We start from the raw sequence: 23252 nt of genomic DNA, 5'->3' as shown, positions 1-23252 counted from the left end.
TAATGTCCGATCCGATCGACAAACTAGGACGCCAGGTCCGCACCGCAGACGCCCGGATGATTGTCGGTGCTCTGCACGAGGGAGAGTCCGTCTTAGGTGCGTTGATGGGGCTCAGCGTGGGCGCACGAGCCGACGTCAAGGCGTTACTTGGGCGGGCAGACTTGTTGCGAGACCCTGCTGGGGTGAAACAGGTACTACGCGGGATTATTGGCGCCCGATCAGTGGAGACACCGAACGAACTGCTGTGGACTACGCCGGGGCTCCGAGCCCAGTCCGGTGGCCTTACTACCTCTCTCGTCGGTCTGGTAGAAAACGCCAAAGAATCGATTGTCTGCTCGACATACAATTTTCAGACCAGCTCGGGGATGTGGCAGGCGCTCCGGCGTGCTGCTCGTCGACGGCTCGAGATGCGTATCTACATTGACCGGGAGGCCGCCAAGGGAGGCCGTTCCCCGACAGTGATCGACGTCGCCCAGCAACTGGCACCCGCGACGATTTTCCGCACCCGGTACGTCGAGGGGCATGCGCTCCGGAACCACGCGAAGTTTTTCGTGATCGACCATCGGGCCCTGGTCGTGACCAGCGCCAATTTCTCCTGGAGCGCTGAGAACAACAATGTGGAACTGGGCCTCAAAGTAATCGACCCTCAGCTTGCACGTCGTGTAGAGGTGGAACTCACTGACCTCGAACGGTCTGTGTATGAGCAAGTCACGTTGTGACTGCGATAGCCCCAATGACCCTACCAGCCTCAGGACGTAGCCGACAGTGGGGACGGAGCTACCTATTACTAACCGATCGTTTTCAGAGTATAAGCAAGAAATCCGGATTCCACCCTGAATCGACGCCTGTGGTGGGGTACATCAGTGATGACAGAAACTCACTCGAATCCTCACCCCGGAACAAGGGGCGAAGCCCGCAGCTGAGCACAACCGTGGGGAGTGTCGTTTTGCCGACTATTAGCCGGCACCCTCGCGGCAGTGAAGTCACCCATACTCTCAGCGCCCCGTTACATTCATTGTCAAGCAGCAGCCGGGGTCTTCGCACCGTAGAAGGCCCCGTGCTTGGCCATCGCGAAGAGCACGTTCAACCGACGGCGCGCTAGGCACATCACCGCCGCGTTATGACGCTTCCCCTCGGCACGTTTCCTGTCGTAGTAGGCCTTCGATAGCGGGTCGTGACATGACGCGACCCACGCCGAATGGAACAACGCATTCTTCAACCGCTTGTTACCCGCCCGCGACGGGAACTCACCCCGTATCGAGGTTCCCGACCGTCTCGTGACCGGAGCAATACCCGCATACGCTGCCAAATGCCCGGGAGTCCTAAAAGCGCTGAAATCGCCCGCTGCCAGGAGAATCTGTGCCGCGGTCTTAACGCCGACTCCCGGCATCGACGTTAAGACCTGAAGAAGAGGGAGCGAATCAGCTAACTCCTCGGCTTCTGCCTCGATCTCCTTACGTTCGGCCTTCAACGCTTTGATCCGCATCGCGTGACGTGGCACCACGGACTCCGACGCCTCGGTACCCGGCACGATCACAGTCTGCTCGGCCAGTGCCTCAAAGACGGCATCGATGAGCACCGACGGGTCCTTGCGAGTGTGGTTCTTCGCCCACCGCTTCACCCCCGACTTTCCAACCGACCGCAACCCGGCTGGCCCACGATAACGAACCAACAGATCTAACACGATCGTTCGAGTCAGGACCGTGCCTTTGAATACACGCTCCAACGCTGGATGGATCTGCAGCAGCAGGGACCGCAACCTATTAATCGCTCTCGTGATGTCATAAGCGAGGTCCTCATCCGTGGCGGCCAAAACCTTGAGATTGGCCAAAACGTCGGACTCACGATCAACGGACCGAAGCGTGTGCGGCATAGTTCTGGCGGTGTCGGCAATGATGAACGCATCCCGCGCATCAGTCTTCGCCTGCCCCGGATATAGGCCGGCAGCCTTGCGCATTGCCAACCCCGGAAGGTAGGCAATATCGGCACCACAATCCCTGGCGACCGCGACGGGAAGCGCACCGATTGTGTTGGGCTGATCGACGATGACGAGCACTCGACCGCAGTCGCATTGCAAGCTCGTGATCACGTCTCTCAGGGCGGCCTCGTCCTGCGGGAGTTCGTGATCGAAGACCCGCTGACCGGTCGGATCGAATCCGCACCCGTGATGGCTGGTTTTGCCGACGTCGAGGCCTAGCCACACGTCGTAATCGGTGTTCATGACAGTCCTCCTCGACCATCCAAACCAGTGGCCGTTGGTAGTCATGACACCCGATGCTGGCACCCACGTTACGACGAGACCTCAGATCGACTGGGCCGAGCCCCTATCAGCAGTCAACGCGCGTCCAGGATTCCTGGCGGCCCCCCGGATCATCAATGACAGGGCAAATCAGCCATACCAGGACCAGCGACCAGACCCCGTGTTGGGCCTATCAATAAATATAGGGGCCCTATCCGCGAGCAGGCGCTCACAGCCAGTCTGGACCCTCAAATCTGAAGACCTGGAAGGGCCGGTCTCCGTCAGATCTATTCCCGAGAAGCCGTCCTTGCCTGGTCATCCACGATGTCATTGGCCATGTTCACCATTGCTTGCAACGCAGCAAACCACACAGCTCGATTTTCTACCCAATACCGGTAGTCCCTCAACAACGCCTGGTCGTCAAATAGTCCTTGGGTCGACACAGAACCCTCACCAGTTAGCGACCGAATGACTGATACTGCGGCGTGACGTATTGCCGTATTAGCAGCTACAGACTTACGAGTTGGAACTCCATTTCTAATATCCGGAAATCCACGCGAGCCATAACGAGTAACCTCGATCTTATAACCCTCAAGAGATGGTAGTCCACCCAATTCGACACGAGGATAGAGCAGTTGCTTCCCTTCACCGCCAAATTGCGAGCCGCTTCTCGAGTTCGAAGCGCTAAGCTCCAAATATACATCTTCATTCATATACAGTCGGATAGCTGACGAGGAAGCTGATTTAAACGTTACTCGATATATTCGAGATATCGCGCCTCCGTCAGCCGGAACCAAGGCCGAGTCAGGTGAGGCCATCAAATGTTCCCAGCTTTTATCACTCAGCAACTCTTTCAGCGTTAAACTTACTATTTCCCACACCTTGCCCAGCCGATTTCCAGCCCACTCCGCACGCACGACGGGTTTGAAGGAAGCAGCATTGCCCATCAATTCACTCTCATCCCAACTGCACGGATTCCGATCCCCCGGCACAACCCCTTTGTACAACTTTCCGTGTTCATCTCGTTCCCACAGCTGACCATATAGATAAAACGCCTGACGGGCAATGACATAGAATGGCAGATCTGGGTCACCACTATTTGCCCCCGTTCCAGATTTCAATCGAGTGTGCGGCTCAAGCCGCAAATCGTAGGCATGTGATTCAGCACTCGGAATAGAGACGACACTTCTTCCATCTTTGACAGAAATTGGCAGAATCTTCTGCCAAGAGAATTTCAATACGCCGCTGTCATTGGGGAAAAAGGGGACAAACCAATCCCCAGGAGGTATCGCTGATTCCCGATTTTGTCCAGAGTCATGAATCGGCCCACCATTCTCAACCGCACGAGCACGTCGCCTTGAGCCCGCAGCGGGGCTCGAACTTTGGAGTGAATCCGAAACTTCCCCGCCACCTTCTACCGCTACAACATCATGTTCATTTTGGAAATGGTCATTTGTTCGCGATATCATAAGATCGAAATTGTGCACCAGAGATCCACAACGATTTGTAATCACGACCCCATGCAAGGTTGCGTTGACCTGGTCGCTTCTCCTCGCGTCCGCCACCCAAGCATTAATTAGCTCGGCCTTCGAGAACTCCGCATCATTCGCGGCCCTAGTCATTTCCTCATTGAACTGCCTAGAGGCCTGATCTAACTGACGATTTACTGCAGACATCTCATCTTTTCGCGCTTTTTCGTCCTCCTCGCGCCGTAGACGTGAATCTTCCTCCGAGCTTTCAATTTGTTTTCTAGTAGCGCTTCTCGCATCGTTAACTTGCGCCAAAGAGAACCACAAAGTCGCGCCCAAGGCTCCCGCTGTCAAGACTGGCGCTAAAAGACCTCCAAACGTATCTCCAACCACAGCGGTTCCCTGCCCATTGTTCGAACCAATATGATCCAAAAGCGAAGGAAAGGGGATATTAAATATTACATATATCGCATACGTGAGCGCAATGACCGTCAGAAACAATAGCGTTAGACCGACTAATACTAGAGTAGCTCTAATCCAAATCGGAATCTCTTTCCATAAATCACCCTCTCTGCTGCCATTCTGAGAAACCCTCTTAGTCTTAACTTTTGTTGCGTTCTGGTTCCTTCCGGATGAGGTTGGGTTTCGAGCGAGTCCTCGATCGTCACCTTCAGGTATAATGCCCAGCTGATCAGACGTCATCCGACCACTCATTTCTCGAACTTTTTATCACATATTTGTCGGGCCTCATAATGCAACGCTTATCCCTTCTTGCGCAGACGTTCATTTCTTCATTTCCTACTCACGTTTTTATTTAGTTAATTGTGCTACATGCCACAAAAACACGGAATCCGCTTTATAGTGCCACCATACCGATCTTGAGTGTATCTACTATATTTAACAATTTGAGCCGATCTGGCTAAAACTATCTGTTGCCATATGCCTACTACCCTACCGTTTAGATAACTCCGGAGGCGGGCAGTCCGCTTAAGTTATATATTTTACTGGGTTAAAGTGCAATTATGTAGCGTTATAAGATTTTCCCGTATTCCAACAAATGCTCTAAAGCCGGGCCCGTGCACTCGTGAACATGGAATTCGGTGTAGTATGCCAACTCGACGGCATAATGACGTGCGCAATATACGCTCGTCGTCAGTTCCGCATCGTCATCACCATGCGTCCCCCACCTAATGAAGTGGGTCGGCGAATCTACGCAAACGCTTCTGTCCCACTGGCAACCCTTGGGTCCGTCCCCCTCAATGCCGAGATCGGGAAGACCTACTCCACCATCTGTACGTGTTCCAACCGGCATGATTCCTCCTCCGCAATGAGCTTGTTCAGAGCGGCTTCTGCACGCTCTATTCCATTCGATACTTCGGCCTCTGTGAGAGTTGCGCTGTCGTCAAGGAAACGTCCCCATTCGCTTTCCCACAGTCGCTCTTTGCGATGCTTCTTTGCTTGCAACCTGGTGATGGGCACGTCGATTCCTACAGTGGCACCATCATGATCGTGGTGAACTGCGAGGTTCGCCCCTGGCCAAGGCAATGGCAGGGCAACATCTGAGCCGACAATATGTACTACCAGCCAGTCATCGACCCCACCTTCCAGAATGCTGTTGTCACGGACAAGATCCGCTGACTCACTGAGTTCAGACCACGACAGTGCGTAGTCAGCATTGAGACTCAATCTCTGAGCTCCCGACATCTGAAGATGAGCAAATGGAGTCTGTTGACCGTCTCCGAAAGCGGCCTGAAGCCATTCCTCTGAGATGAAGCCGGTGGAAAATGGAATAGGTACCCACCCGTTCACTTCGTCATCTTCAAATCGTCGAAGCAACGGATGGTCGTCGGCTTCGAAAGCATTTCTGACTTGCCAGACTTCAGCTCGGACCTGCGTTTCAGCCAGAACCCGGTCAAGCCATTTCTCTATTTCACGTGCTGTTGAGAAGCTCTCGACTGCTACTTCCTCAGTGTCATAGGACACAATCTTGTGCTCTGCTCTTGTCAGCACGCTGCCAAGATCGTCCCCGATCCATGGCGCACGTTTTTCGAGCGTTCGGCCCTTGGCATCTTCCATGGCAATCGCGTCGTACCAGTCAACCACAGGCGCAACACCGCCGATCCGTTTGGTATACGGATGCTGGATAGGGGTCCTCACTCCATCGATCTCAACGTCGCATTTGGCCTCCACCGAATCTCGAGACTCACCACTGCAATCTGAGGGTGCACTTTCAGGACCGTCCGGTTGGGTATCCGAACCACGCTCTGGCTCCACAGTGATCGTGTACTTGGCTGATTCGCCCTCGCCAGTCAGTCCTTCAGCAATCCAACCGCATAAAGCGTCAGTCTCGAACGACGTGAAGGCATCCGGACTGATCCCAGTGCCATATACCGGTGTGAAATCTTCCAGCAGATAGTCCTTGATGTTCAAGAGTTCCTCCTTTGGATAGGTGTGCGCCCATGCGCCAATCGGCTATGAGAGGTCATATGAGTTCCGCTTCTGTCTGTTGAGACGCAGCAAGTCTGATCTCGACAATTTCTGCTTTGAGAGGTAGGTGAACCAGAATCCGGCCTGGCAGCGTTCCTCCGGCACTTGCGATCGCCATCGCATAGGTATGGAGCTGGCCGAGGTAGTTCTCTTTCACATGCGTCACAGCATCATCGCCCGGGTAGGTCTTGTGATCGATGAGGACCTTTTCCCCGTCTTTGTGATAGACGACCACGTCAAGCCATCCTTCGCTGGATTGAGCGAACCTATTTCGCCACGCAATAGGTTCCTCCGTGAACACTTCGGCACCGGGAAAGTTCTCCCCGACCCAGGCCATCCATCGCCGGCCCGCCTCGACGAGTAGATCTGGCGTGAGTAAACCGCCAGTCCCCCACCGGTTGATGATTCGTCCTGCTGCCGATCTGGCAATGTCTTCCGTCAACGATTGGAGTGGCAGCGCCAGGTACGCATGAACTGCGTCTCCCACTCGGTCCCAGTCTTTCCCACCACCGGCAACGAGCGGCTCACCCAGATCGGCAATCACCTTCACCTCGGCGTCAATACCTGTCGAGGGCACACTGCTCGGACTGAACCTCGCCGGCAGCACACCCTCTGTTGGTACATCACCGTGCCTTGGAATATCGGTGTACGAATAGGACGAACGGCCTCGTATCGCTGCGCTCGAGGTCTCTGGTTTGTCAGCAACCGAATACGCTCCGATCCGAATTCGCAGGTCTTTCCATGCAGCCGAATTTGCGTCTCCGTCACTGGCCCCCGCACGTAGGTCAGCGACTTTGAGAACTCCGTCCTCATTGATCGCCGATCCCGTGCCGATTTCGGAGGTGGGGACATCCCATTCGAGGAACTTCGTGCCGACCGAGGTCTCCAACTGGTTCTTCACACCTTGAGGGTGTCCGAACGCGAGGATGCTGTATGTCTCGGCCCGGGTGAGCGCGACGTAGAGTAGGCGGGCCGCTTCCTGGTGCTCGGCTTCCGTTCCGTTTCGAACGGTGACTGTTTCGCCAAGTCGTACCTTCAGCGCTTCATAGCTTTTGATCACCCGTGGCAGCAGTCGGATTGATCGGTCGGCCAACGGCCTACTGGCGTCGAAGGCCGGAGCTTTCTCAACACTGACTTCCTGGTGACCGTGGTCTTTCGCTGCTGGTATTCCGACGATGACGACCGGCCATTGCAGACCTTTTGATTGATGCATTGTCATGACAAGTACCGAGCCGTAGGCCGTACCATGTTCGAACTTCGTCCCCACCTCTGCGAAGTGTTCGAGCAAGCCCGAAGCTGTTGCCGGTTTCCGAGTCTGGTGGGCGGTGTCCTCATACTCCGCGGCGAGACTTCGCAGTGAGTCGAGATTGGCAAGGCGAGTCTCCGGCGACGACCACGCTTTGATCCGCTGATGCAGGTCAAGTGCCTCGATGACTTCGACGACGAGATCAGCGGGAGCATACTCAGTCACTCTCGTTCGTAGGTCGGCGAGGCCGGCAAGGCTGGAATCATCCCACCAGGTGTGGGGCTGCTGCTTGCGCTCGTCATTGTCGGTGATCCGCGCAGCAGTTTCGAACCACGTGCCGTGGGAGCCATGATCACTCATGAGAGTGACGAGTTCTGCAACTGCGACGGTATCCTTCGGATCCGCGATTGCAGCCAATCCCGACATGACGAACTGCCCCTCACGGGTGCCGAGCAAGTTGATCTTCGATCCGGAAGCTGAAACGCCTCGATCGCGGAGAGCACCGACCACGGCCGACACCTCATCATGAGTGCGCATGAGGACGGCGATGTCGTCGGGGCCAACAGTTCGATCACCTAGGCCCGGCGTTCGAGAGAGGAAGTCGACAACTCCCTCGGCAATCGTCTTCGCCAGCGGCTGCTTCGGCTGGCGTCCCTTGCCCGGTTCTGTCTTCGGCACCCACAGCTCCCGGCCTCCGAGAGCCCGCAGATCCTGTCGCCGAGGCGGAACGTTGAGGATCACTTCGTCCTCCGGCTGATCGGCGAACACCGAACTGAAGATCGTGTTCGACAATTCAAGTGGCGGGTCGGTGGATCGCCAGGAGTCACCGAGGTTCTCCGTCGTCGCCATGCCCAGGCCAGAAGACCCCTTAGTGAGTGCGCCGAACACATCACTCATCAGCTCTGGGTCGGCACCGCGGAACCCATAGATTGCCTGCTTGCGATCACCAACCCAGATGACTTCGTCGACGAGTTCGGCCAGCTCCGTGAAGATTGCCAGCTGAATAGGCGAGGAATCTTGGAATTCGTCGACAGCGAGGAGGCGATATCTCGACGCGACGGACTTTCGCACTCTTTCATTTGAACGCAGCAGGTCGAGTGCACGGACCTCCTGATCGACGAAGTCCATCACACCGAGCTGATTCTTGTGGTTTTCATAGGCGCCCAAGGATGAGATCGCTGTGTCGAAAACCAAACGGATGAGGGTCGCGAGGTCATTCTGGAATGCCGCGTTGGCCAGCAGCTCGCGAGAGACAAGCAGAGCGCTCGATTGTGCGAGCAGTTCCACAGCGTATTTCCCTGGAGCCTGACCACCAGGCGCTTTAGGGTATTTCGCTTTCGCGATTTTGACCCATGTGGACCATTCGGTGCGGGCAAAGGGATCCCCCGCCTCGGCGTCGGTATCGAGGTCACGGACGAACCGGTCCAGGGTGATGATGCTTCCTTCGATGTTCCCTTTGCTGCCTCCTGGGATCTCCACTCGAGGTGGACGCTCCGAATCCGGTTCTTTGTCCTCTGCGATGCGCAGGGCGTCACGGAGTTCATCGATGTCGGAAGAAAGCTGATCTCGCCATTCTGCTCTGTTGTCCGTTCGGGCAGCTGGGAGAGCAGACAGGTACAACCCCACCGAAGCCTCGGCGGATTTCAGAAGTTCCTGTTCGCCGAGGTTATTCTCACGAGCTGCCTCGGCGACTCGCTTCACCAGGTTGGACCACGCTGCGGGTCCGTGGCCCCACTTATTGGAGTCTTCCGGTCGGCCGTTATGCCCCGTACGCAGAAGCAGATCGCGATGCGTGGCTTCTGCTTCAGCAACGAGGTCGTCAATCGCAGCATTGAAAGCTGCGGTCTGCTCAGCCTCGTCGAGGATGCGCACCTCAGGAGAGAACCCTGCATCAATGGCATAGTCGGTGACCAGCCGTCCCGAAACCGAATGAATCGTCCCTATGAGCGCCGTGCCGATCTCTTCGGCGGCTGGAATGTTGCCATCGTCAAGCAGACGCTTCTGCGTCTTATCAACAAGATCGGAGGCAGCGCGAACAGTGAATGTCGTCGCAATGACTTCGCTGGCACGCAGGGGCTCGGCACGGCCGGCGGATGGTTTCGATAGCCTCTCAGAGAGCAGTTCAGTGAGTTTGTAGGTCTTCCCCGACCCTGCCGAAGCAGTGATGACATGCATGCTCATGAATAGTCTCCTGCAAGGCCGTAGATGAGGTTGTAGTCGCTGAATTCCTGAGGACGGTCGATGAGGAGACGGCCCTCGGCGGCGACGGACTTCTTGGGACCGAGTTCCTCTGTCCCATCTGCGGATCGACGTTGTTCCGAGCGGTTGGTCTCCGCGATGATGTCGTCGGCGATCACAGCTTCGAATCGACCTTCGACGATAGACGTGAGTGCGTATTCGACAGACTTCTGAATGCGCGGCCACAGTCCGAAAGGATCGCCGACGCCGAGGCTGTCGACCGTGTTGTTGTCTCTGGCACCGCCGCTGAAGTCGGGATCAAGCCCAAGATCAGTAGAGACGAACCGACCTTGTTTGAGTAGGTAGTAGGCAGTGAGTGGATTGCTGCTACTCGGGGTTCCGACAGCGTGTGCGTAGACGCTGAGCTGGACTGCCTCTCCGGTGTCGATCTTCGCTCGATACCCCTTGTGCCAGTTGGTCCATTTGAGGTCGATGACGGCAGGGCGACCATCAGCGAAGCTCCCGTCGAGGTCCCTGGTTCCGACAAGAGTGAAGGTAGTCGGTTCAGAGGAGATGGACAGTGTCACTGACGAGGCGAAATCCACCTCGGCGCCTGTGATGCTGATTTCTCGGCGAGCCAGCGTCGAGAACAAGGCCGTCAACGAGGAGAGCGAGATGGATTTGATCATCCCGAGTCTGGCTTGCTGCCCAGGCAGGAGCAGCTCGGCGGCGAATCGGGGCACCAGCCGATCAAAGGTCGCAGAAATCGTCTCGTCAGACGGAACGCTGCCGTCGGTGGCCGCTCCGTCAAGAATGAGGTGTTCGACAACGGAGTGGACGAGAGAGCCGATCATCTGATTTCCGGTCGGCACTTCGGCTGAGAAGCCTCGCTTCAACCCGAGCCCATGGCGCAGTGTCCACGCGAACGGATCGTTGAGGAGCAACTCGATCTGAGAATAGGAAAGTCTCTCCGGCAGCAGATGGGAGAAGTCGCCGGGGTGAGTTCGAGTGACCGAGGCCGGTGGGCTGAAGTCTTCAGGCTCGACTTCGGTGAGTGCCGTGGATGCGCCACGTAGCTGCCAGGTATCGCCATCTCGATGAGAGGCAAAGGGACGAGCAACCGAGGAGTCGTCCAGAACGGCATCAATGCCTGCATCGGAGAATCGTTCTGGATGGGACTCGACGAGGACTTCGGCTAACTGCATGAGTGCGGGGTGCAAAGACGGCTGATCTCCACGGAGGTTTTCTGGACAGAAGCAGATCAACGTCGTCGCTGATCGGACACCGTCGAGTGCCGCCGCCTGGTTGAGGCGCTCCTTCAGCGAGGCTGGAGTGACAGTGGCACCGGTTTCTGCCATTGCGACTGCTTCATCGTGGTCCCAGATGTCCGTCACTGCGAAGTCACTGCGATGTGAGGACCACCAGACAATCGTTTCAGTACCCAATGGAACATGAGCTGGGTCGGTGACGACGGTCCATGCTGCTGCAGTCGCCTGCGTGGTGCCGAAGGGTGCAGGAGCACTGGTGTCAACGATGTCGAAGAGTTCACGGACTCTGACTCGCTCTTCCCCAAGATGTTCGAGTGATTCTCGGAACGCCGAAATATGTGTCGCTGCCTGGGAGGCGAAGGAACTGTCGCCGTTGGCACTTGTGGCGGCTGTCGTCCGAGTGTCCGTTTGACGGGCGATTGACTGCATACGCCGGGCCAGCCAGTCGAGTGCAGGAAGAATGGTGGCAAGAGCAACGGTTCCTGGAGTGTTGTCGGCTTCGGCATTCGGATCTTCTTTATTGATCGAATCGGCGAGTGGCTGTGTCTGGGCACGGGACTGTGAAGATCGGAGAAAACCGTCAATCGTCTGAGCCGCTTCCCAATTCTTTTCGGCTGCCCTGCTTTGGGCTGCTTCGTCATGCAAGGTGTTCAAGGCCGTCATCCATGCGGAGTCCGGGTCGTCGGTGATCCCGGGCTCTTCGACAAGGGCATCAAGCAGCTTCTTCGCCACTGCGCGAGGAAGGATAGAAAAGGGCTGTGCCGGTTCATCCTCAGTCGCTGCTTGGAACCGGAAGTTCAGGAGCTCTCCAACCCGACGCACATCGACCGGAGGGATGATGGAGCTGAGAAAGAGTGGAAGGACTTGTCCGGCAGGACTCATAGCCGATGACCTGGGAACGCCGAGAGTGGCGGCCCCACGACGCACCAACTGCTGGTCAAGGACATCGGTAGCGTCTCCAGCGATGATGCAGACCTTGCGCGCGTCTGGGCAGTTGGCCAACCACCGTGCTGCGGCCTCGGCCGTTGACCATTCATCTGGACCCCGGACGACTGACAGAGCAGCGGGAACTCTGGTGCTTCGTTCCGCTTGGGTGACGGACACTCCTCTGGCCTCTATAGCGTTGATGACTTCCTGCCAGACACGTGGCAGATGGCTACGGTCATCGCGCAGTCGAAGTTGTGAGACGCCCAGGGGCCAAGCATCTGGCAACTCTCTCAGCAAGGTCAGGACTTCGCGGAGGTCGTCGGCCGGGCCTGGGTTGAAATTGGCCCGCTGATCGCCGCGCTGGCCGAGACGGTTGTGAGATTCGATGGATGCCAGTGCAACCAGTCGCGGTTGATTCTCGTAACTTACGCTTTCATCGCCTGGCCGCCATCCGGCCTCAATCGCGTCATCACGAAGTCGGAGGAGGTTGCCCGCAGTGTTCCACGGGTCGACGGTGAAGGATTCTCGGTACCATTCGTGGTCGGCAGTCGCCATCAGCGCCCGGTATTGGGCGATCCGGGTCGCAACATTGACGGTCGGTCGGGTGGCTCCGAGCCGAGTCTGCAGGATCCCGAGGAATCCGAGCGGACCGGTGACGACAGTGGTGCCGCCAGACGGCTCGGACATCCACGGAGCACCGTCAAGGCTCCACCCGAAGTCAACGCGCATGCCCAGCCTTTCCGGAAGAAATAGAATCGATCACTACAGTAGTGTCAGAAGAACTATAAGCCAGAATTCCTCCGTCAATAGTGAGTGAAGCGTCAAAAGTTTCCAGACTGAGATGAAACTCGAATACGAGCTCGCAGCACGATGAAATCACGGCGCCTCAACAGGGCTTAGAATCTGTGTCAGTGGTGACTTCTAGTGTTGTCCTCACTACGTCACAGAGGAGACAACAATGAACGTTCGCGCCGCCGATCCAGCACCCATCCGGACTTTGGTCGAGCCTTCCCACATGGATGAGCACCTGGGAGGCCCCGGCCCAGCGAAAGTGTTGGGTACTGGACCTTTGATGCCGACTGCCTCTGCTGATGTGGCAACGGACTTTTCCGCCGTACTTTCGCCCCCGGTTGTCGTGTCGCCAGTCGTGCAGAGAGACGACTTCACTACATCCGGTGGTCGGTCATTGCCGATCTTCGGGCGTCACACCCTACAAATCCGCAGATACAAGGCGAGCATCGACTACGGGTGTCCGAACGGCATGTCATGATGAAATCAATATTCGGGTGAACGTGGAGAGTGGCATTCGATGACAAAAATGTCGAAAGATACGAATTCCGGGAGTCGGTTAGGTCCGATACGTAGAGGGTCGCAGCGGCGAGGCAGGTTCAAGCCCGCGATTATCGAGATGCACAAGAAATTGCTGGCCTTCGCTCCAGTTTCGCCCGCGGTCGTTGACGAGTGGACAAAGAGGACCAAAGGTGACCCGCGTGTCACTGTCGATGACGCGGCTGAACACCTGGCGCAATACTGCACGCCGGAGACGTTCGCACAGTGGGCGCACTCTCTCGCCCGCAGCAGCAGACGCTCGTTCGGCGACTATGTCACGACTGTGATGCGCAGCGCCTATGACGCGGCCTCGTGGGAGCAGAAGATCAATGGTATCTTCTGTGCTCTTGGGTGCCAGCCACTCCCAACTGTACCGAGGATCGTGTGTGAGGCAGGTAATCTCACTGAGCCGGTGATGATGGCCATCGCGCAGTTGTCCGTCGAGTTTCATGAAGAGAGACTCGCCGAACGCCAGCTAAAAAGAGAACAGCGTGCACTTGGTCTACTCGGCCTCGACGCCCTAGCAGTTGTATTCGCCAAACAGTGGAATGCCGCAGCAAGCAAAAAGTCCGCAGAGCAGATTGATGCACTATTGGCTGAGGTCGAGCTCAGCCCTGCGTGCGCTGTTCTGACGAATCCCACTAGCGAGGCAAGTGCGGCGCAACCGCTGCAGGATCTCTCCCCCGCGGCCGCGATCGTCCTGCGCAGTCGGGACTGCCGAAAAGTCGAGCACTATTTGATTGATTCGAGGAGCACTTCGATTGCGTCGGAGACAATGTACCTCGCTTCAGCCCTGACCTATCGGCCTGTCTGGGAGTTGCTGTTCGAAGAGCCGGTCACTTTACGATGCGGAAGCAAGCTAGTCGCATTCGACCGAGTCTCGGGGTCTCTGCACGAGAAGTGGATCGAAGTGAATTTCACTGCCCGCACCGACTCCAGAACTAATCTGTATGTGGACATCCCAATCCGGGAGGGCCGTCGATCATTCGACGCCAACACACTCGGCCATGCTGCACTCGTCCTGCTGAATCTGCTCTTTTCCCGCGAAGAAAACCTTACAACTGCTAATGCACCAGGCGACAAAGTGCTGGCTCGTCAGTGGCTCGAGTCGACGGGCAAGACCCCCTCTGCCGTCTATCGCCTGACGGATCCGCCCCAGTGGGAGCCAGGAAACGGAGCGAGCCGGCTGTCGATGAGCGTTGCCACGTCTCATCGCCGGGCGCACGACGTGCGAGGACATATTCGCATCGTCGACGGCATCGCGTATCAAGTAAAGCCACATCGGCGCCGGTCATGACACGAAACGGGCAAGGGGGCCGATGCAAAGAATGGTGGCAGCGTGAGTATCATGCCATGGTCCTCTGACCAACAATCTTGTGGAAAGCCCTGAACAGCTGCCCAAAACGGTACTGTGCCCTCACCAGATTCCTCACACTCCTCAATTAACTCTCCACCCGCTCAACTTTCCCAACGAGGAACACGTACGACAGCACTCCCACGATGGTGATCGCTGCCATGTAGACGAAGGCCGGCGCGAAGTCGATGTCGGTCACCAGGAATCCGATGACGATCGGAGTCGCGATCGACGAGAGGTTGCCGATGAAGTTGAACATGCCTCCCGTCAGACCGAGCAGCCTTTCCGGCGCCAACGCGGACACCAGCGACCAGGTGATCGAGGCGAAGCCGTTGCCGAAGAATGCGATCGACATGAACACGATCACCAACGCAGTCGAATCCGTATAGTTCGCGCCGAGCATGAACACTGTCAGCGCAAGGCCTATGATGATCGGCAGCTTGCGGGCAGTGCCAAGTGTCAGTCCTTTCTTGACCATGAGGTCCGAGACCCACCCGGAGAGAAGCACACCAACCAGTGCCGCAATGAACGGAAGTGATGCCATGAAGCCGGATTCGATGTAGTCCATGCCACGGTAGTCAACGAGATATGTCGGGAACCAGGTGAGGAAGAACCACAGGGTCGACGTCAGACAGAACTGGCCGAGGTAGATGCCCCACAATTTCCTCCGCGAGAGCACCACCTTCAGATCTGACCATTTGAGCTTCGGCTTGGTCTCCTTCGTCGCACCGGATTCGACGTCGACCAGTCCCCCACCGGAGGCGATGAGGTCGATCTCGGCCTGGTTGACTCCCGACTTGTCACGCGGCTCGCGATAGACGAACCACCAGATCGAAGCCCAAATGATGCCGACGACACCGGTGAGGATGAACACCCAGTGCCAGGTGAGCACTGTCTGCAGCCAGGACAGCACGGGGGTGAGCAGTGCGAGGCCGATGAACTGCCCCGAGGTGTAGAAGGCAATGACCCGTCCGCGCTCACGCTCCGGGAACCACGCCGTGGCCACCTTGTTGTTGATCGGGTACGCCGGAGCTTCGAACCCGCCGACCAAAAGCCGGAGGATGATGAGAGCGACGAACCCGCCGGACATGCCCATGAACAGTGTGGCCAGTGACCACAGCACGAGGCAGGAGGCATAGAGCACCCGCGGCCTCACCCGGTCGACGAGCCACCCGCCGGGCAGCTGCATCGCGGCGTAGGTCCACCCGAATGCCGAGAGCAGAAGTCCCTGCTGGCCCGTGGTGAGATCGAACTCCTGGGACAACGCCGGCATCGCGATGGACAGGTTGGCCCGGTCCATGTAATTGATGACGACGGTAATGAAGAGCAGGAGTGCGATGATGTAGCGCATCCGTGTCGGCCGAGTGGCCGTGTACTCAGCGATTTTCGTCATGAGCTGGTGTCTCCGATCTCTGTGGCGGTGCTGTCTAGCCGAATCGGGGCACGCAGCAGGAGCAGATAGGCGATCCCCGCAATCACCGCGACAACGGCGCCGACGACGAATGGAATGAGGTAGGACCCCGTTGTCGTCACCAGCACGCCTGTGAGCCAGGGCGAGAGCGAACCGGCGAAGTAACCGCCGAAGTTCTGGATGGACCCCAACGATGCGACACGACTTCCGGTCACGACATCAGCGGGAATCGACCAGCCCACGGCACTCAATGCTCCGCAGAAGAACAAAGCCAAGCTCATCGCCGCCAGTTGCAAAGCGAAGTGGCCAGTAGTGACTCCGACGAGAATCGAACAGATGGCGAGCGCCCCACCGTAGACTGCAGCAATCCGCCGCTTGCAAGCAAGAGGCGCCAGATAAGACCGCATCCTCGAGTACTTCGTGGTGAACCATCCGCCGAGGATTCCGCCGATGCCACCGACAGCGAACGGGATCGCTGTGTACCACCCAAGCGCCTCGTCAGCGACGGAATAGATGTCGTTGAGCATCAGCGGGAGGAAAGTCACGAAGATGTTGAGGGTCCACACCACAGCGACGAATCCCAGCACCATCGCCCAGGTCTGTGGCTTGGTGAAGAGACGCAGCCAAGGGATATGCCCAGTCGGAGCGTTGTCATCTTCCTCCCGCGCCCGGATGTGTTCGAGTTCAGCCGCCGAGACCCTCCGATCGTGTTCCGGGGATCGATAGAAGACCCAAAAGCCGATCGCCACGATGATGCCGAGCACACCGAGGATGACGAACATGGCACGCCACCCGAACCCGAGGATGAGGAACGTGAGAATCGGTGGTGCCACTGCCGGGCCCCATTTGCTTCCCGAGTCGTAGACTCCGACTGCCGCTCCACGTTCCCTCGGCGGGAACCATTCGGAGACGATCTTCGCCGAGGTGGGTGAGACGGGGGCTTCGAAGACGCCGAGCAGGATGCGCGAGATCATGAAGTGCCACATGTGGTGGCCGAATGCCATGAGTGAGGTCGCGATCGACCAGAAGCCCAGTGCAATGACGTAGACCGGCTTTGCGCCGAGGCGGTCGGTCAGCCATCCGCCGGGCAGCTGGAAGAACGCGTACGTCAGAGAGAACGCGGTGCCCAGCAGCCCGATGTCGGCAGCGGTCAGCCCCAGTTCGTCGATCATGTGCGGGGCCGCTATCGACAGCGACGATCGATCCATGTAGTTGATCATCATGGCTGCCAGCAGCCAGCCGAGGATCCACCACCGGGCTCGCCCCGGCGAGGCAGCACGACGTTGCTTTGTCACTGCAGTCTGTGAGTTCATCCTTGAACGTCCTTCTCTCTTACCGAATCCGCCTGCTCACCATTCCGCGAAGGAGCCGTCGGAGTGACGCCAGATGGGGTTGCGCCACCGGTGGCCTTCGGCCGAGCGTTCGATGACGTACTCTTCATTGACCTCAATGCCGAGCCCGGGTCCGGAGGGGATGTCGATCATGCCGTCTTCGTAGTTGAACACCGTGGGGTCGGTGACGTAGTCGAGCAGGTCGTTGCTCGTGTTGTAGTGGATGCCCAGGCTCTGTTCCTGGATGAACGCGTTGTAGCTGCCGGCATCGACCTGCAGGCAGGAGGCGAGCGCGATCGGGCCCAGTGGGCAGTGCAGCGCGAGCGCGACATCGTAGGCTTCGGCCATCATCGCGATCTTCCGCGTCTCGGTGATGCCGCCCGCGTGGGAGACATCGGGCTGGATGATGTCGACGGCGCCGGAGGCGATCACTTCGCGGAAGTCCCAGCGGGAGAATAGTCGCTCCCCCAGTGCTATCGGTGTCGGGGTGTTGGCCATGACGTCACGCAGCGAGCCGAAGTGTTCGGAGAGCACCGGTTCTTCGATGAAGAGGAGTCGATAGGGTTCGAGTTCCTTGATGAGGACCTTGGCCATCGGTTTGTGCACGCGACCGTGGAAGTCGATGCCGATGCCGAAATCGTCGCCGGTGGCCTCACGTACCGCTTGAACGTTCTCGATGACCTGGTCGACCTTTGTGTAGGAGTCGATGAACTGCAGCTCCTCGGTCGCGTTCATCTTCACGGCGGTGAACCCGCGGTTCTTCGTCTCCAAGGCTGCCGCCGCTGTGTCGCCGGGACGGTCTCCGCCGATCCATGAGTAGGTGCGGATCCGATCCCGGACCTTCCCACCGAGCAGCTGGTGCACCGGCTGTCCGAGCGCCTTGCCCTTGATGTCCCAGAGCGCCTGGTCAATGCCTGAGATGGCGCTCATGAGGATCGGGCCACCGCGGTAGAAGCCACCGCGGTACATGATCGTCCACAGGTCCTCGATGTTTGCGGGGTCTTTGCCTACGAGGAGATCAGAGAGCTCATCGACCGCGGCTGCCACTGTTGCGGCCTTGCCCTCGATGATCGGCTCGCCCCAGCCGACGATCCCTTCATCCGTTTCGATCTTGAGGAACAGCCACCGAGGCGGCACGGTGTACGTCGTCATCGACGTGATCTTCATTGTTCTGGCCTTTCGTCTGGCATTGTCGTTCGCGTGTCGTCGTTGGGTTCAGTGGGCCTGGACCCACGCCGAGGCGATGGTCTGTGCCCGGTCGTGCACGTCGTCGGGGCGGTCGCCTCGGCGATAGAGCGAGGAACCGAGGCCCAGGCCGGCAGCACCGGCGTTGCGCCATTCGGCAGCGTTGTCGGCTCCCACTCCCCCGACAGGGAAGAGTTCGGTGCCTGCGGGGAGAACTTCTCGCCATGCCTTGAGTCCACTGATTCCGACTGCCGAGGATGGGAAGAGTTTGACCTTGGTGGCGCCTGCCTTGATGGCAGCGAACGCCTCGGTCGGGGTCGCGGCTCCCGGGTACGGGGTGAGCCCCATCCCGAGTGCGGTCTGGATGACTTCGGTATCGGTGTCGGGTGCGACGATGATGCGGGCACCGGCTCGCTTGCAGTCGCGGACCTGCCGGGCGGTCAGAACCGTGCCAGCACCGATCTCCACCTCATCACCGAAGCGGTTGACCAACGCCTCGATCGAAGCCAAGGGGTCCGGTGAGTTGAGCGGGACTTCGATGGCGGAGAACCCAGCAGCGACGATGCCCTCGGCGATGTCGAGGACCTCGTGGGAGTGGACCCCGCGGAGGATGGCGATGAGGCCGGTGGGAACTGTGTCAGTCATTGGTGGTCTCCTTGGTCGGCACGAGGCCGGATTGTTCGGCGATGCGGAAGAGTCCGGTGGCAGCGGCGCGCGGGTCCGGTTCTGTCGTCTGTCGTCCGTGTCGGCGGAGGGCGCGTGAGTATCGCATCGTCAGGTCCGCGGTTCCACAGACGATGAAGGGGGCAGCAGAGTCGGCTGTGGTCGTGAGCTGGGCGGCCACCTCGGCGCCGATGAGCATTCCCGAGATGTAGTCGTTGATTTTCTCGGCATGCAGTCGTCCGTCGAGGGCCCAGGTGCGTGCGGAGAAGATCGAGGCGGTGAGCGCGGCTGGGTCGTCAGCTCCGACGCTCAGTCCCCAGTCGAAGGCGTCGGGGTGGAAGTCATCGGCAGGTTCGGCCAGACGGCTGAGGATCGACGAGGTGCTCAGCAGACCGAACATCTCTCCGCTCATCGAGGTGGAGAAGTCAGTCACGCGGTGGCCCTGGCACTTGACCCATTTGGTGTGCGTTCCGGGAAGGATCACCGTGGTCGCATCGGCCTGTTCTGCATCGAGCAGACCGAGCAGTTGGGTCTCCTCTCCACGGATGACATCGGGGGCAGTCGTCTCGGTCGATGTCTTCTGCAGCCCGGGGACGATGTGGAGTTCGCCTATGGACAGTTCGACCGACGTCAGATGCCTACCCAGGGCAGAAAGTTCGGTGGGCAGGTCGAGGTATCCAGCCTCGGCGACTCCCTGGGTCGAACCGATCATTCCGCAGGCGAGGAGAGGGAGGTGGCCGTGATCTCTGAGCCAGTCACCGATGGCGGCGTGAGCGAGCCGGGAAAAGTCGCCTTTGAGGTCGCCGGTGTCCGGACCGACGGCCATGATTCCGTCTGATCCGTTGCGTTCAGCGAGGACGCCTCCGTCACTGCCGATGAGGAAGGCTCGCAGTGAGCTCGTTCCCCAATCGAGGCCGATCATCTGCGGGGCCTCGGGTGGTGCCAGTTTTGCCATAAGAGCCACTATGGGCAGGCGTTCCACCATGCGCCACCAGTGTCCCTATATGTGGGATAGGTGACATACTGGGGCAATGAACGAAGATTCTGGAATCGTTGTCAGCGATGCGATTCCCCAGGGCACTCAGACATTGGCCAGAGGGTTGCAGATCGTCAGCGCCGTCGCCCACGGGTCCACCACGTTGAAGTCCGTCGTCGACACCACTGGAATCGGTCGATCAAGTGCGCACAGGATGATCCAGCTGCTGGTGCACATGGGTTATCTGCGGCACGGTTCACCGGGAGAGTTTCGTCTGGGCCCCACTCTCATCGAGTTCGGCTTCACCGCGCTCAACCAGGATCCATTGCCGGTCGTCGCCAGGGAGAGCCTCGAGGCTCTCGCGGCCCGGACACAGGACACGATTCATCTCTCCGTCGAGGATGGTGAGTCGGTGCTCTATCTCCATAAGATTCCGGGGACGCGCGGTGCTGAGATGCGATCTCGCATAGGCCACCGCATGCCAATGACTCGCACCGGTGTGGGGAAGGCGCTGCTGCTCGGCCAGGAGGACCGGTGGGAACGGATGTTCACAGCCGAGAATCCGGGGACAGACGCCTCGGCGGTGGAGGCGTTCGTCAATCGAATGCACGGGTATACCCACGACGGTGCCTCACTCGACCTCGAGGAGAACGAACCTGGGATCCGGTGTGTGGCCGCGCCCATCCGGGATGGCAGCGGAAGCATTGTTGCAGGAGTCTCGCTGTCGGCCACTCGTCCCTACATGCCGAAGGAACGGATGCAGGCACTGGTGCCGGTGATGAAGGCAGCAGCGCGGGAGATTTCTGTGAAGCTGGGGTACCGGCAGGGGTAGGACTTCGGGTCTCCTCCAGGTATGTTCCTGCGTTCGCAGGAACATACCTGGAGGATCTCACGCAACTCGAGAGCTCCCGCAACTATTAGGGGAAGCCCACTCGGTAAGCAGCTGCGAGATTGGAGGGGTCATGGCCCCTCAGTCAGTGGCGGCATTTTGAAACTCCGCACGAACGTCTCTCAATCGACGACCGTCATTGACGGCCCAGAAATACCAGCCGTTCGTGGCCTTCTGACGCAGTGCATAACCAGCGGCAGACGGACTGTAGTACTTTTTCCCATCGAATTCGATGGCACCATCCGCCGTCACCTTCGCCTTGGAGCTTGTGAAGTCACGGTGTGTTGCCGAGAGTTCATCACCACCAGCCAGCAGCCCGGCCTCGATCAGATGTTTGAGCTCCACCCAGTCTCCCGCCTTCGTCTGCGGATCGATTACTCGCCCCTCGTGGCCTTCCGGCACTGGCCACACCTTGAGCAGCTCTTCGATCAACTCAGCGGTTCTCTGATCGATCAGCTTTTCGTCCCATTCAAGGTTTTCAGTCATGCCTACGACCCGGCCCGTCAGCGTGATCGTATTATGCTGCAGGAGTGCGGCACGCTTCGAACGCCAAGGACCGTTCGAAATCTTGGAATTCAATGAATTGGTCAACAGTGTTAAGTTCCCCAATCGATGAACGCGCTCCTGACGCTCCTCCTCTGCTTCCAGGGTGCTTGCCGGCCAGGTGTCCTTCCAAGCACGCGGAAGAATATGCTCGATCGGATAGTTATTGCGCTCAATCTGCGGCTGGCCCGTTTCGGCACGGTATCGGTCTTCGATAGCTTCAAGAAACATGCGCAGGCGTCCGCGGGGAAAGCGCCTATACGCTGATTCGATGGTCAGCGAATTGCGGACCTCTTCATCTCCTGGCCAGTAGGCCGTGGTTACGTTGAGCCGTGACAAATATCCAATGACGCGATCAGCTAAGTCTTCGGCGTCCGCTTCAGCGTTTGCGGCTATCACATCAGCGACGATGCGGCCTAGATTACTGCCTGACAGACGAAGAAGCTGCCTGCGGTAGATCCAGCTCTCGGCCGCTCTGATGATTCGGTCGATGTCATGTTGCGACACATTGCGTCCGGGCGCATACAACCAGATCACAAGTGGCTTGAGAACTTCAATGCCGCTGGCCGCCATTCGATAGAAGGCCATTTGAGCCGAGTTGAGGCTACCGCCGGGTCGGGCTGACGATTCTGAGAGTTCTTGATATTGAGCAGCCTGAACTTGCAGTTCCGGCAGAATGTCGCTCATCTGTCGCCTCGAATCATGTTCGATCCATGATTTGAATCGCGAGAAGGTAGCTTGCGGGCTGATTTCTTCACCAGTGATGGCGACTAGCCACTGGTTGAAGAACAGGGAACTGCGACTGACGAAATTGCGACCGACGCTGACCTCTTTCATCCAGAACTTTGACTCGAATGGCCACTCTTCGCGATATGCGCGATCAGTGTCCGCGCCCTCAAGCTCCAGGCGTTGGAACACGAAATTTCGAATCAAGTCGGCAGCCGTCAGCGGAGTTCCACGCGCATTCAGGGTCTCGAAGATCTCCTGAGAGTTCTCTGCAGCATCCAGTTCGATCGAAACGAATTGCAACCCATCTAAGAGAACATTCGTCAGTTCTTCCGCCTTATCTGCGAAGTCCGGAGATTCCGGAGAGCCGAGCCACTGTTCCATCACTGCTGAGAAATAGCGGTGAGCAGCGACTATCTGCGAGTCTCGCTGCCTGAGCTGGTCGTAGTTGACGGGCGGCTCGGCGAGCATCACTTCGGTGAACGCCGCGCCGTCCCGATTCAGGTGCCGTAGTTTGAGGCGGCTTTCGCCATCATCGACGTATTTCTCTGAGTTGTGTGTCAGATCATCCAGCTGGCTCGCCAGTTTCACATAATCTGCTTCTTCCAGAAGGGCACACGCTGCGTCAGCGACAATCTGCAGAGTAGTCAGTCTCTGTTGGCCATCGATGACGTTCCAGGCGATCAGTCGTCTACTCTGTACTTCCTGCGCCTGGAGCACGACAGCGCCGAAGAAGTGAGTTGCTTCGCGGTACGGCTCCGCAATCCGCAGCTCAGCAACACGCCGGATATCACTCCACAGCGGATCCCACTGTTCAGCTTCTTTCCACACGTAGGGACGCTGAAATAGGGGAATGACGAAATGTTGAGGCAGGTTGAACAACTGCATCGGTGTTCGTTTGAAGGTCTCCATCTTGCCCAAGATACCGTAATGTACGGTCCGAGATTCTCCGGGGTCTGAGCATTTTCCGTGTTTTTGCTTAGTAATCCGCGTCTGCGTCCTACAAAGCATTTGACCTGCACAAATCTCTA

The 23252-nt window shown here is 58.1% G+C and carries 14 protein-coding genes; 3 read left to right on the top strand and 11 right to left on the bottom strand.

The window, feature by feature from the left end:
• The first annotated feature begins 2 nt into the window (after positions 1-2).
• Positions 3-719: a DISARM system phospholipase D-like protein DrmC gene (gene drmC / locus HU144_RS10820; RefSeq protein ID WP_235351349.1), complete on the top strand. Its 717-nt coding sequence runs from the start codon at positions 3-5 to the stop codon at positions 717-719.
• A gap of 299 nt (positions 720-1018) precedes the next feature.
• Here the strand turns inward: drmC and HU144_RS10815 are convergent, their stop codons facing one another.
• From HU144_RS10815 to HU144_RS10795, 5 genes are all read right to left on the bottom strand, one after another.
• Positions 1019-2221 (bottom strand): IS110 family transposase, encoded by a 1203-nt coding sequence (locus HU144_RS10815; protein ID WP_235351348.1) that lies wholly within the window; start codon positions 2219-2221, stop codon positions 1019-1021.
• A 305-nt stretch (positions 2222-2526) separates the two neighbouring features.
• The gene (locus tag HU144_RS10810; protein WP_235351347.1) at positions 2527-4410 is read right to left on the bottom strand and encodes a hypothetical protein; all 1884 of its coding nucleotides are present in this window, start codon (positions 4408-4410) and stop codon (positions 2527-2529) included.
• 576 nt (positions 4411-4986) lie between these two features.
• Complete coding sequence (locus HU144_RS10805; RefSeq protein ID WP_235351346.1) at positions 4987-6138, bottom strand: hypothetical protein; 1152 nt, start codon at positions 6136-6138, stop codon at positions 4987-4989.
• A gap of 52 nt (positions 6139-6190) precedes the next feature.
• A complete protein-coding gene (locus HU144_RS10800) occupies positions 6191-9622 on the bottom strand; it encodes a UvrD-helicase domain-containing protein (protein ID WP_235351345.1) in 3432 nt (1143 codons plus the stop codon).
• Complete coding sequence (locus HU144_RS10795) at positions 9619-12543, bottom strand: RecB family exonuclease (RefSeq protein ID WP_235351344.1); 2925 nt, start codon at positions 12541-12543, stop codon at positions 9619-9621. Before HU144_RS10795 ends, HU144_RS10800 begins: the two co-directional genes overlap by 4 nt.
• Positions 12544-13222: 679 nt before the next feature.
• On the opposite strand from HU144_RS10795, the gene HU144_RS10790 reads away from it, so the two are divergent.
• Complete coding sequence (locus HU144_RS10790) at positions 13223-14440, top strand: hypothetical protein (protein WP_235351343.1); 1218 nt, start codon at positions 13223-13225, stop codon at positions 14438-14440.
• 145 nt (positions 14441-14585) lie between these two features.
• On the opposite strand, the gene HU144_RS10785 is transcribed toward HU144_RS10790, so the two are convergent.
• Genes HU144_RS10785 through HU144_RS10765 form a run of 5 tightly spaced genes read right to left on the bottom strand, consistent with a single transcriptional unit; the run spans position 14586 to position 20042 of the window.
• Positions 14586-15890, bottom strand: coding sequence for an MFS transporter (locus HU144_RS10785; RefSeq protein WP_235351342.1), 1305 nt, complete (start codon positions 15888-15890; stop codon positions 14586-14588).
• Positions 15887-17221, bottom strand: coding sequence for an MFS transporter (locus HU144_RS10780; RefSeq protein ID WP_235351341.1), 1335 nt, complete (start codon positions 17219-17221; stop codon positions 15887-15889). The genes HU144_RS10785 and HU144_RS10780 overlap by 4 nt, the downstream gene beginning before the upstream one ends.
• Positions 17222-17257: 36 nt before the next feature.
• Positions 17258-18406, bottom strand: a complete 1149-nt coding sequence (dgoD, locus tag HU144_RS10775; RefSeq protein WP_101644277.1) for a galactonate dehydratase — start codon at positions 18404-18406, stop codon at positions 17258-17260.
• Between the two features lie 48 nt (positions 18407-18454).
• The gene (locus HU144_RS10770; protein ID WP_235351340.1) at positions 18455-19069 is read right to left on the bottom strand and encodes a 2-dehydro-3-deoxy-6-phosphogalactonate aldolase; all 615 of its coding nucleotides are present in this window, start codon (positions 19067-19069) and stop codon (positions 18455-18457) included.
• Positions 19062-20042: a 2-dehydro-3-deoxygalactonokinase gene (locus HU144_RS10765; protein ID WP_235351339.1), complete on the bottom strand. Its 981-nt coding sequence runs from the start codon at positions 20040-20042 to the stop codon at positions 19062-19064. The genes HU144_RS10770 and HU144_RS10765 overlap by 8 nt, the downstream gene beginning before the upstream one ends.
• A 76-nt stretch (positions 20043-20118) precedes the next feature.
• Here HU144_RS10765 and HU144_RS10760 point away from each other — a divergent pair, with 76 nt between their 5' ends.
• Positions 20119-20895 carry an IclR family transcriptional regulator gene (locus tag HU144_RS10760; protein ID WP_101570998.1) on the top strand — a complete coding sequence of 259 codons (777 nt, stop codon included), beginning with the start codon at positions 20119-20121 and terminating at the stop codon, positions 20893-20895.
• A gap of 138 nt (positions 20896-21033) precedes the next feature.
• On the opposite strand, the gene HU144_RS10755 is transcribed toward HU144_RS10760, so the two are convergent.
• Positions 21034-23133 carry a GmrSD restriction endonuclease domain-containing protein gene (locus HU144_RS10755; protein ID WP_235351338.1) on the bottom strand — a complete coding sequence of 700 codons (2100 nt, stop codon included), beginning with the start codon at positions 23131-23133 and terminating at the stop codon, positions 21034-21036.
• Between the last annotated feature and the right edge of the window lie 119 nt (positions 23134-23252).

Origin of the sequence: Brevibacterium sp. UCMA 11752, from assembly GCF_021532235.1 — a bacterium.
In the GTDB taxonomy this organism is placed as follows: domain Bacteria; phylum Actinomycetota; class Actinomycetes; order Actinomycetales; family Brevibacteriaceae; genus Brevibacterium; species Brevibacterium antiquum.
This window is presented reverse-complemented; position numbering and strand designations above follow the sequence as displayed.

Bases quoted from the DNA above. Each gene is read 5' to 3' on its own strand.
- HU144_RS10760 (WP_101570998.1), top strand. From the start codon at position 20,119: ATGAACGAAGATTCTGGAATCGTTGTCAGCGATGCGATTCCCCAGGGC.
- drmC (WP_235351349.1), top strand. From the start codon at position 3: ATGTCCGATCCGATCGACAAACTAGGACGCCAGGTCCGCACCGCAGAC.
- HU144_RS10765 (WP_235351339.1), bottom strand. From the start codon at position 20,042: ATGGCAAAACTGGCACCACCCGAGGCCCCGCAGATGATCGGCCTCGAT.
- HU144_RS10770 (WP_235351340.1), bottom strand. From the start codon at position 19,069: ATGACTGACACAGTTCCCACCGGCCTCATCGCCATCCTCCGCGGGGTC.
- HU144_RS10815 (WP_235351348.1), bottom strand. From the start codon at position 2,221: ATGAACACCGATTACGACGTGTGGCTAGGCCTCGACGTCGGCAAAACC.
- HU144_RS10790 (WP_235351343.1), top strand. From the start codon at position 13,223: ATGCACAAGAAATTGCTGGCCTTCGCTCCAGTTTCGCCCGCGGTCGTT.
- HU144_RS10800 (WP_235351345.1), bottom strand. From the start codon at position 9,622: ATGAGCATGCATGTCATCACTGCTTCGGCAGGGTCGGGGAAGACCTAC.
- HU144_RS10810 (WP_235351347.1), bottom strand. From the start codon at position 4,410: ATGACGTCTGATCAGCTGGGCATTATACCTGAAGGTGACGATCGAGGA.
- HU144_RS10755 (WP_235351338.1), bottom strand. From the start codon at position 23,133: ATGGAGACCTTCAAACGAACACCGATGCAGTTGTTCAACCTGCCTCAA.
- HU144_RS10780 (WP_235351341.1), bottom strand. From the start codon at position 17,221: ATGAACTCACAGACTGCAGTGACAAAGCAACGTCGTGCTGCCTCGCCG.
- HU144_RS10795 (WP_235351344.1), bottom strand. From the start codon at position 12,543: ATGCGCGTTGACTTCGGGTGGAGCCTTGACGGTGCTCCGTGGATGTCC.
- HU144_RS10785 (WP_235351342.1), bottom strand. From the start codon at position 15,890: ATGACGAAAATCGCTGAGTACACGGCCACTCGGCCGACACGGATGCGC.
- dgoD (WP_101644277.1), bottom strand. From the start codon at position 18,406: ATGAAGATCACGTCGATGACGACGTACACCGTGCCGCCTCGGTGGCTG.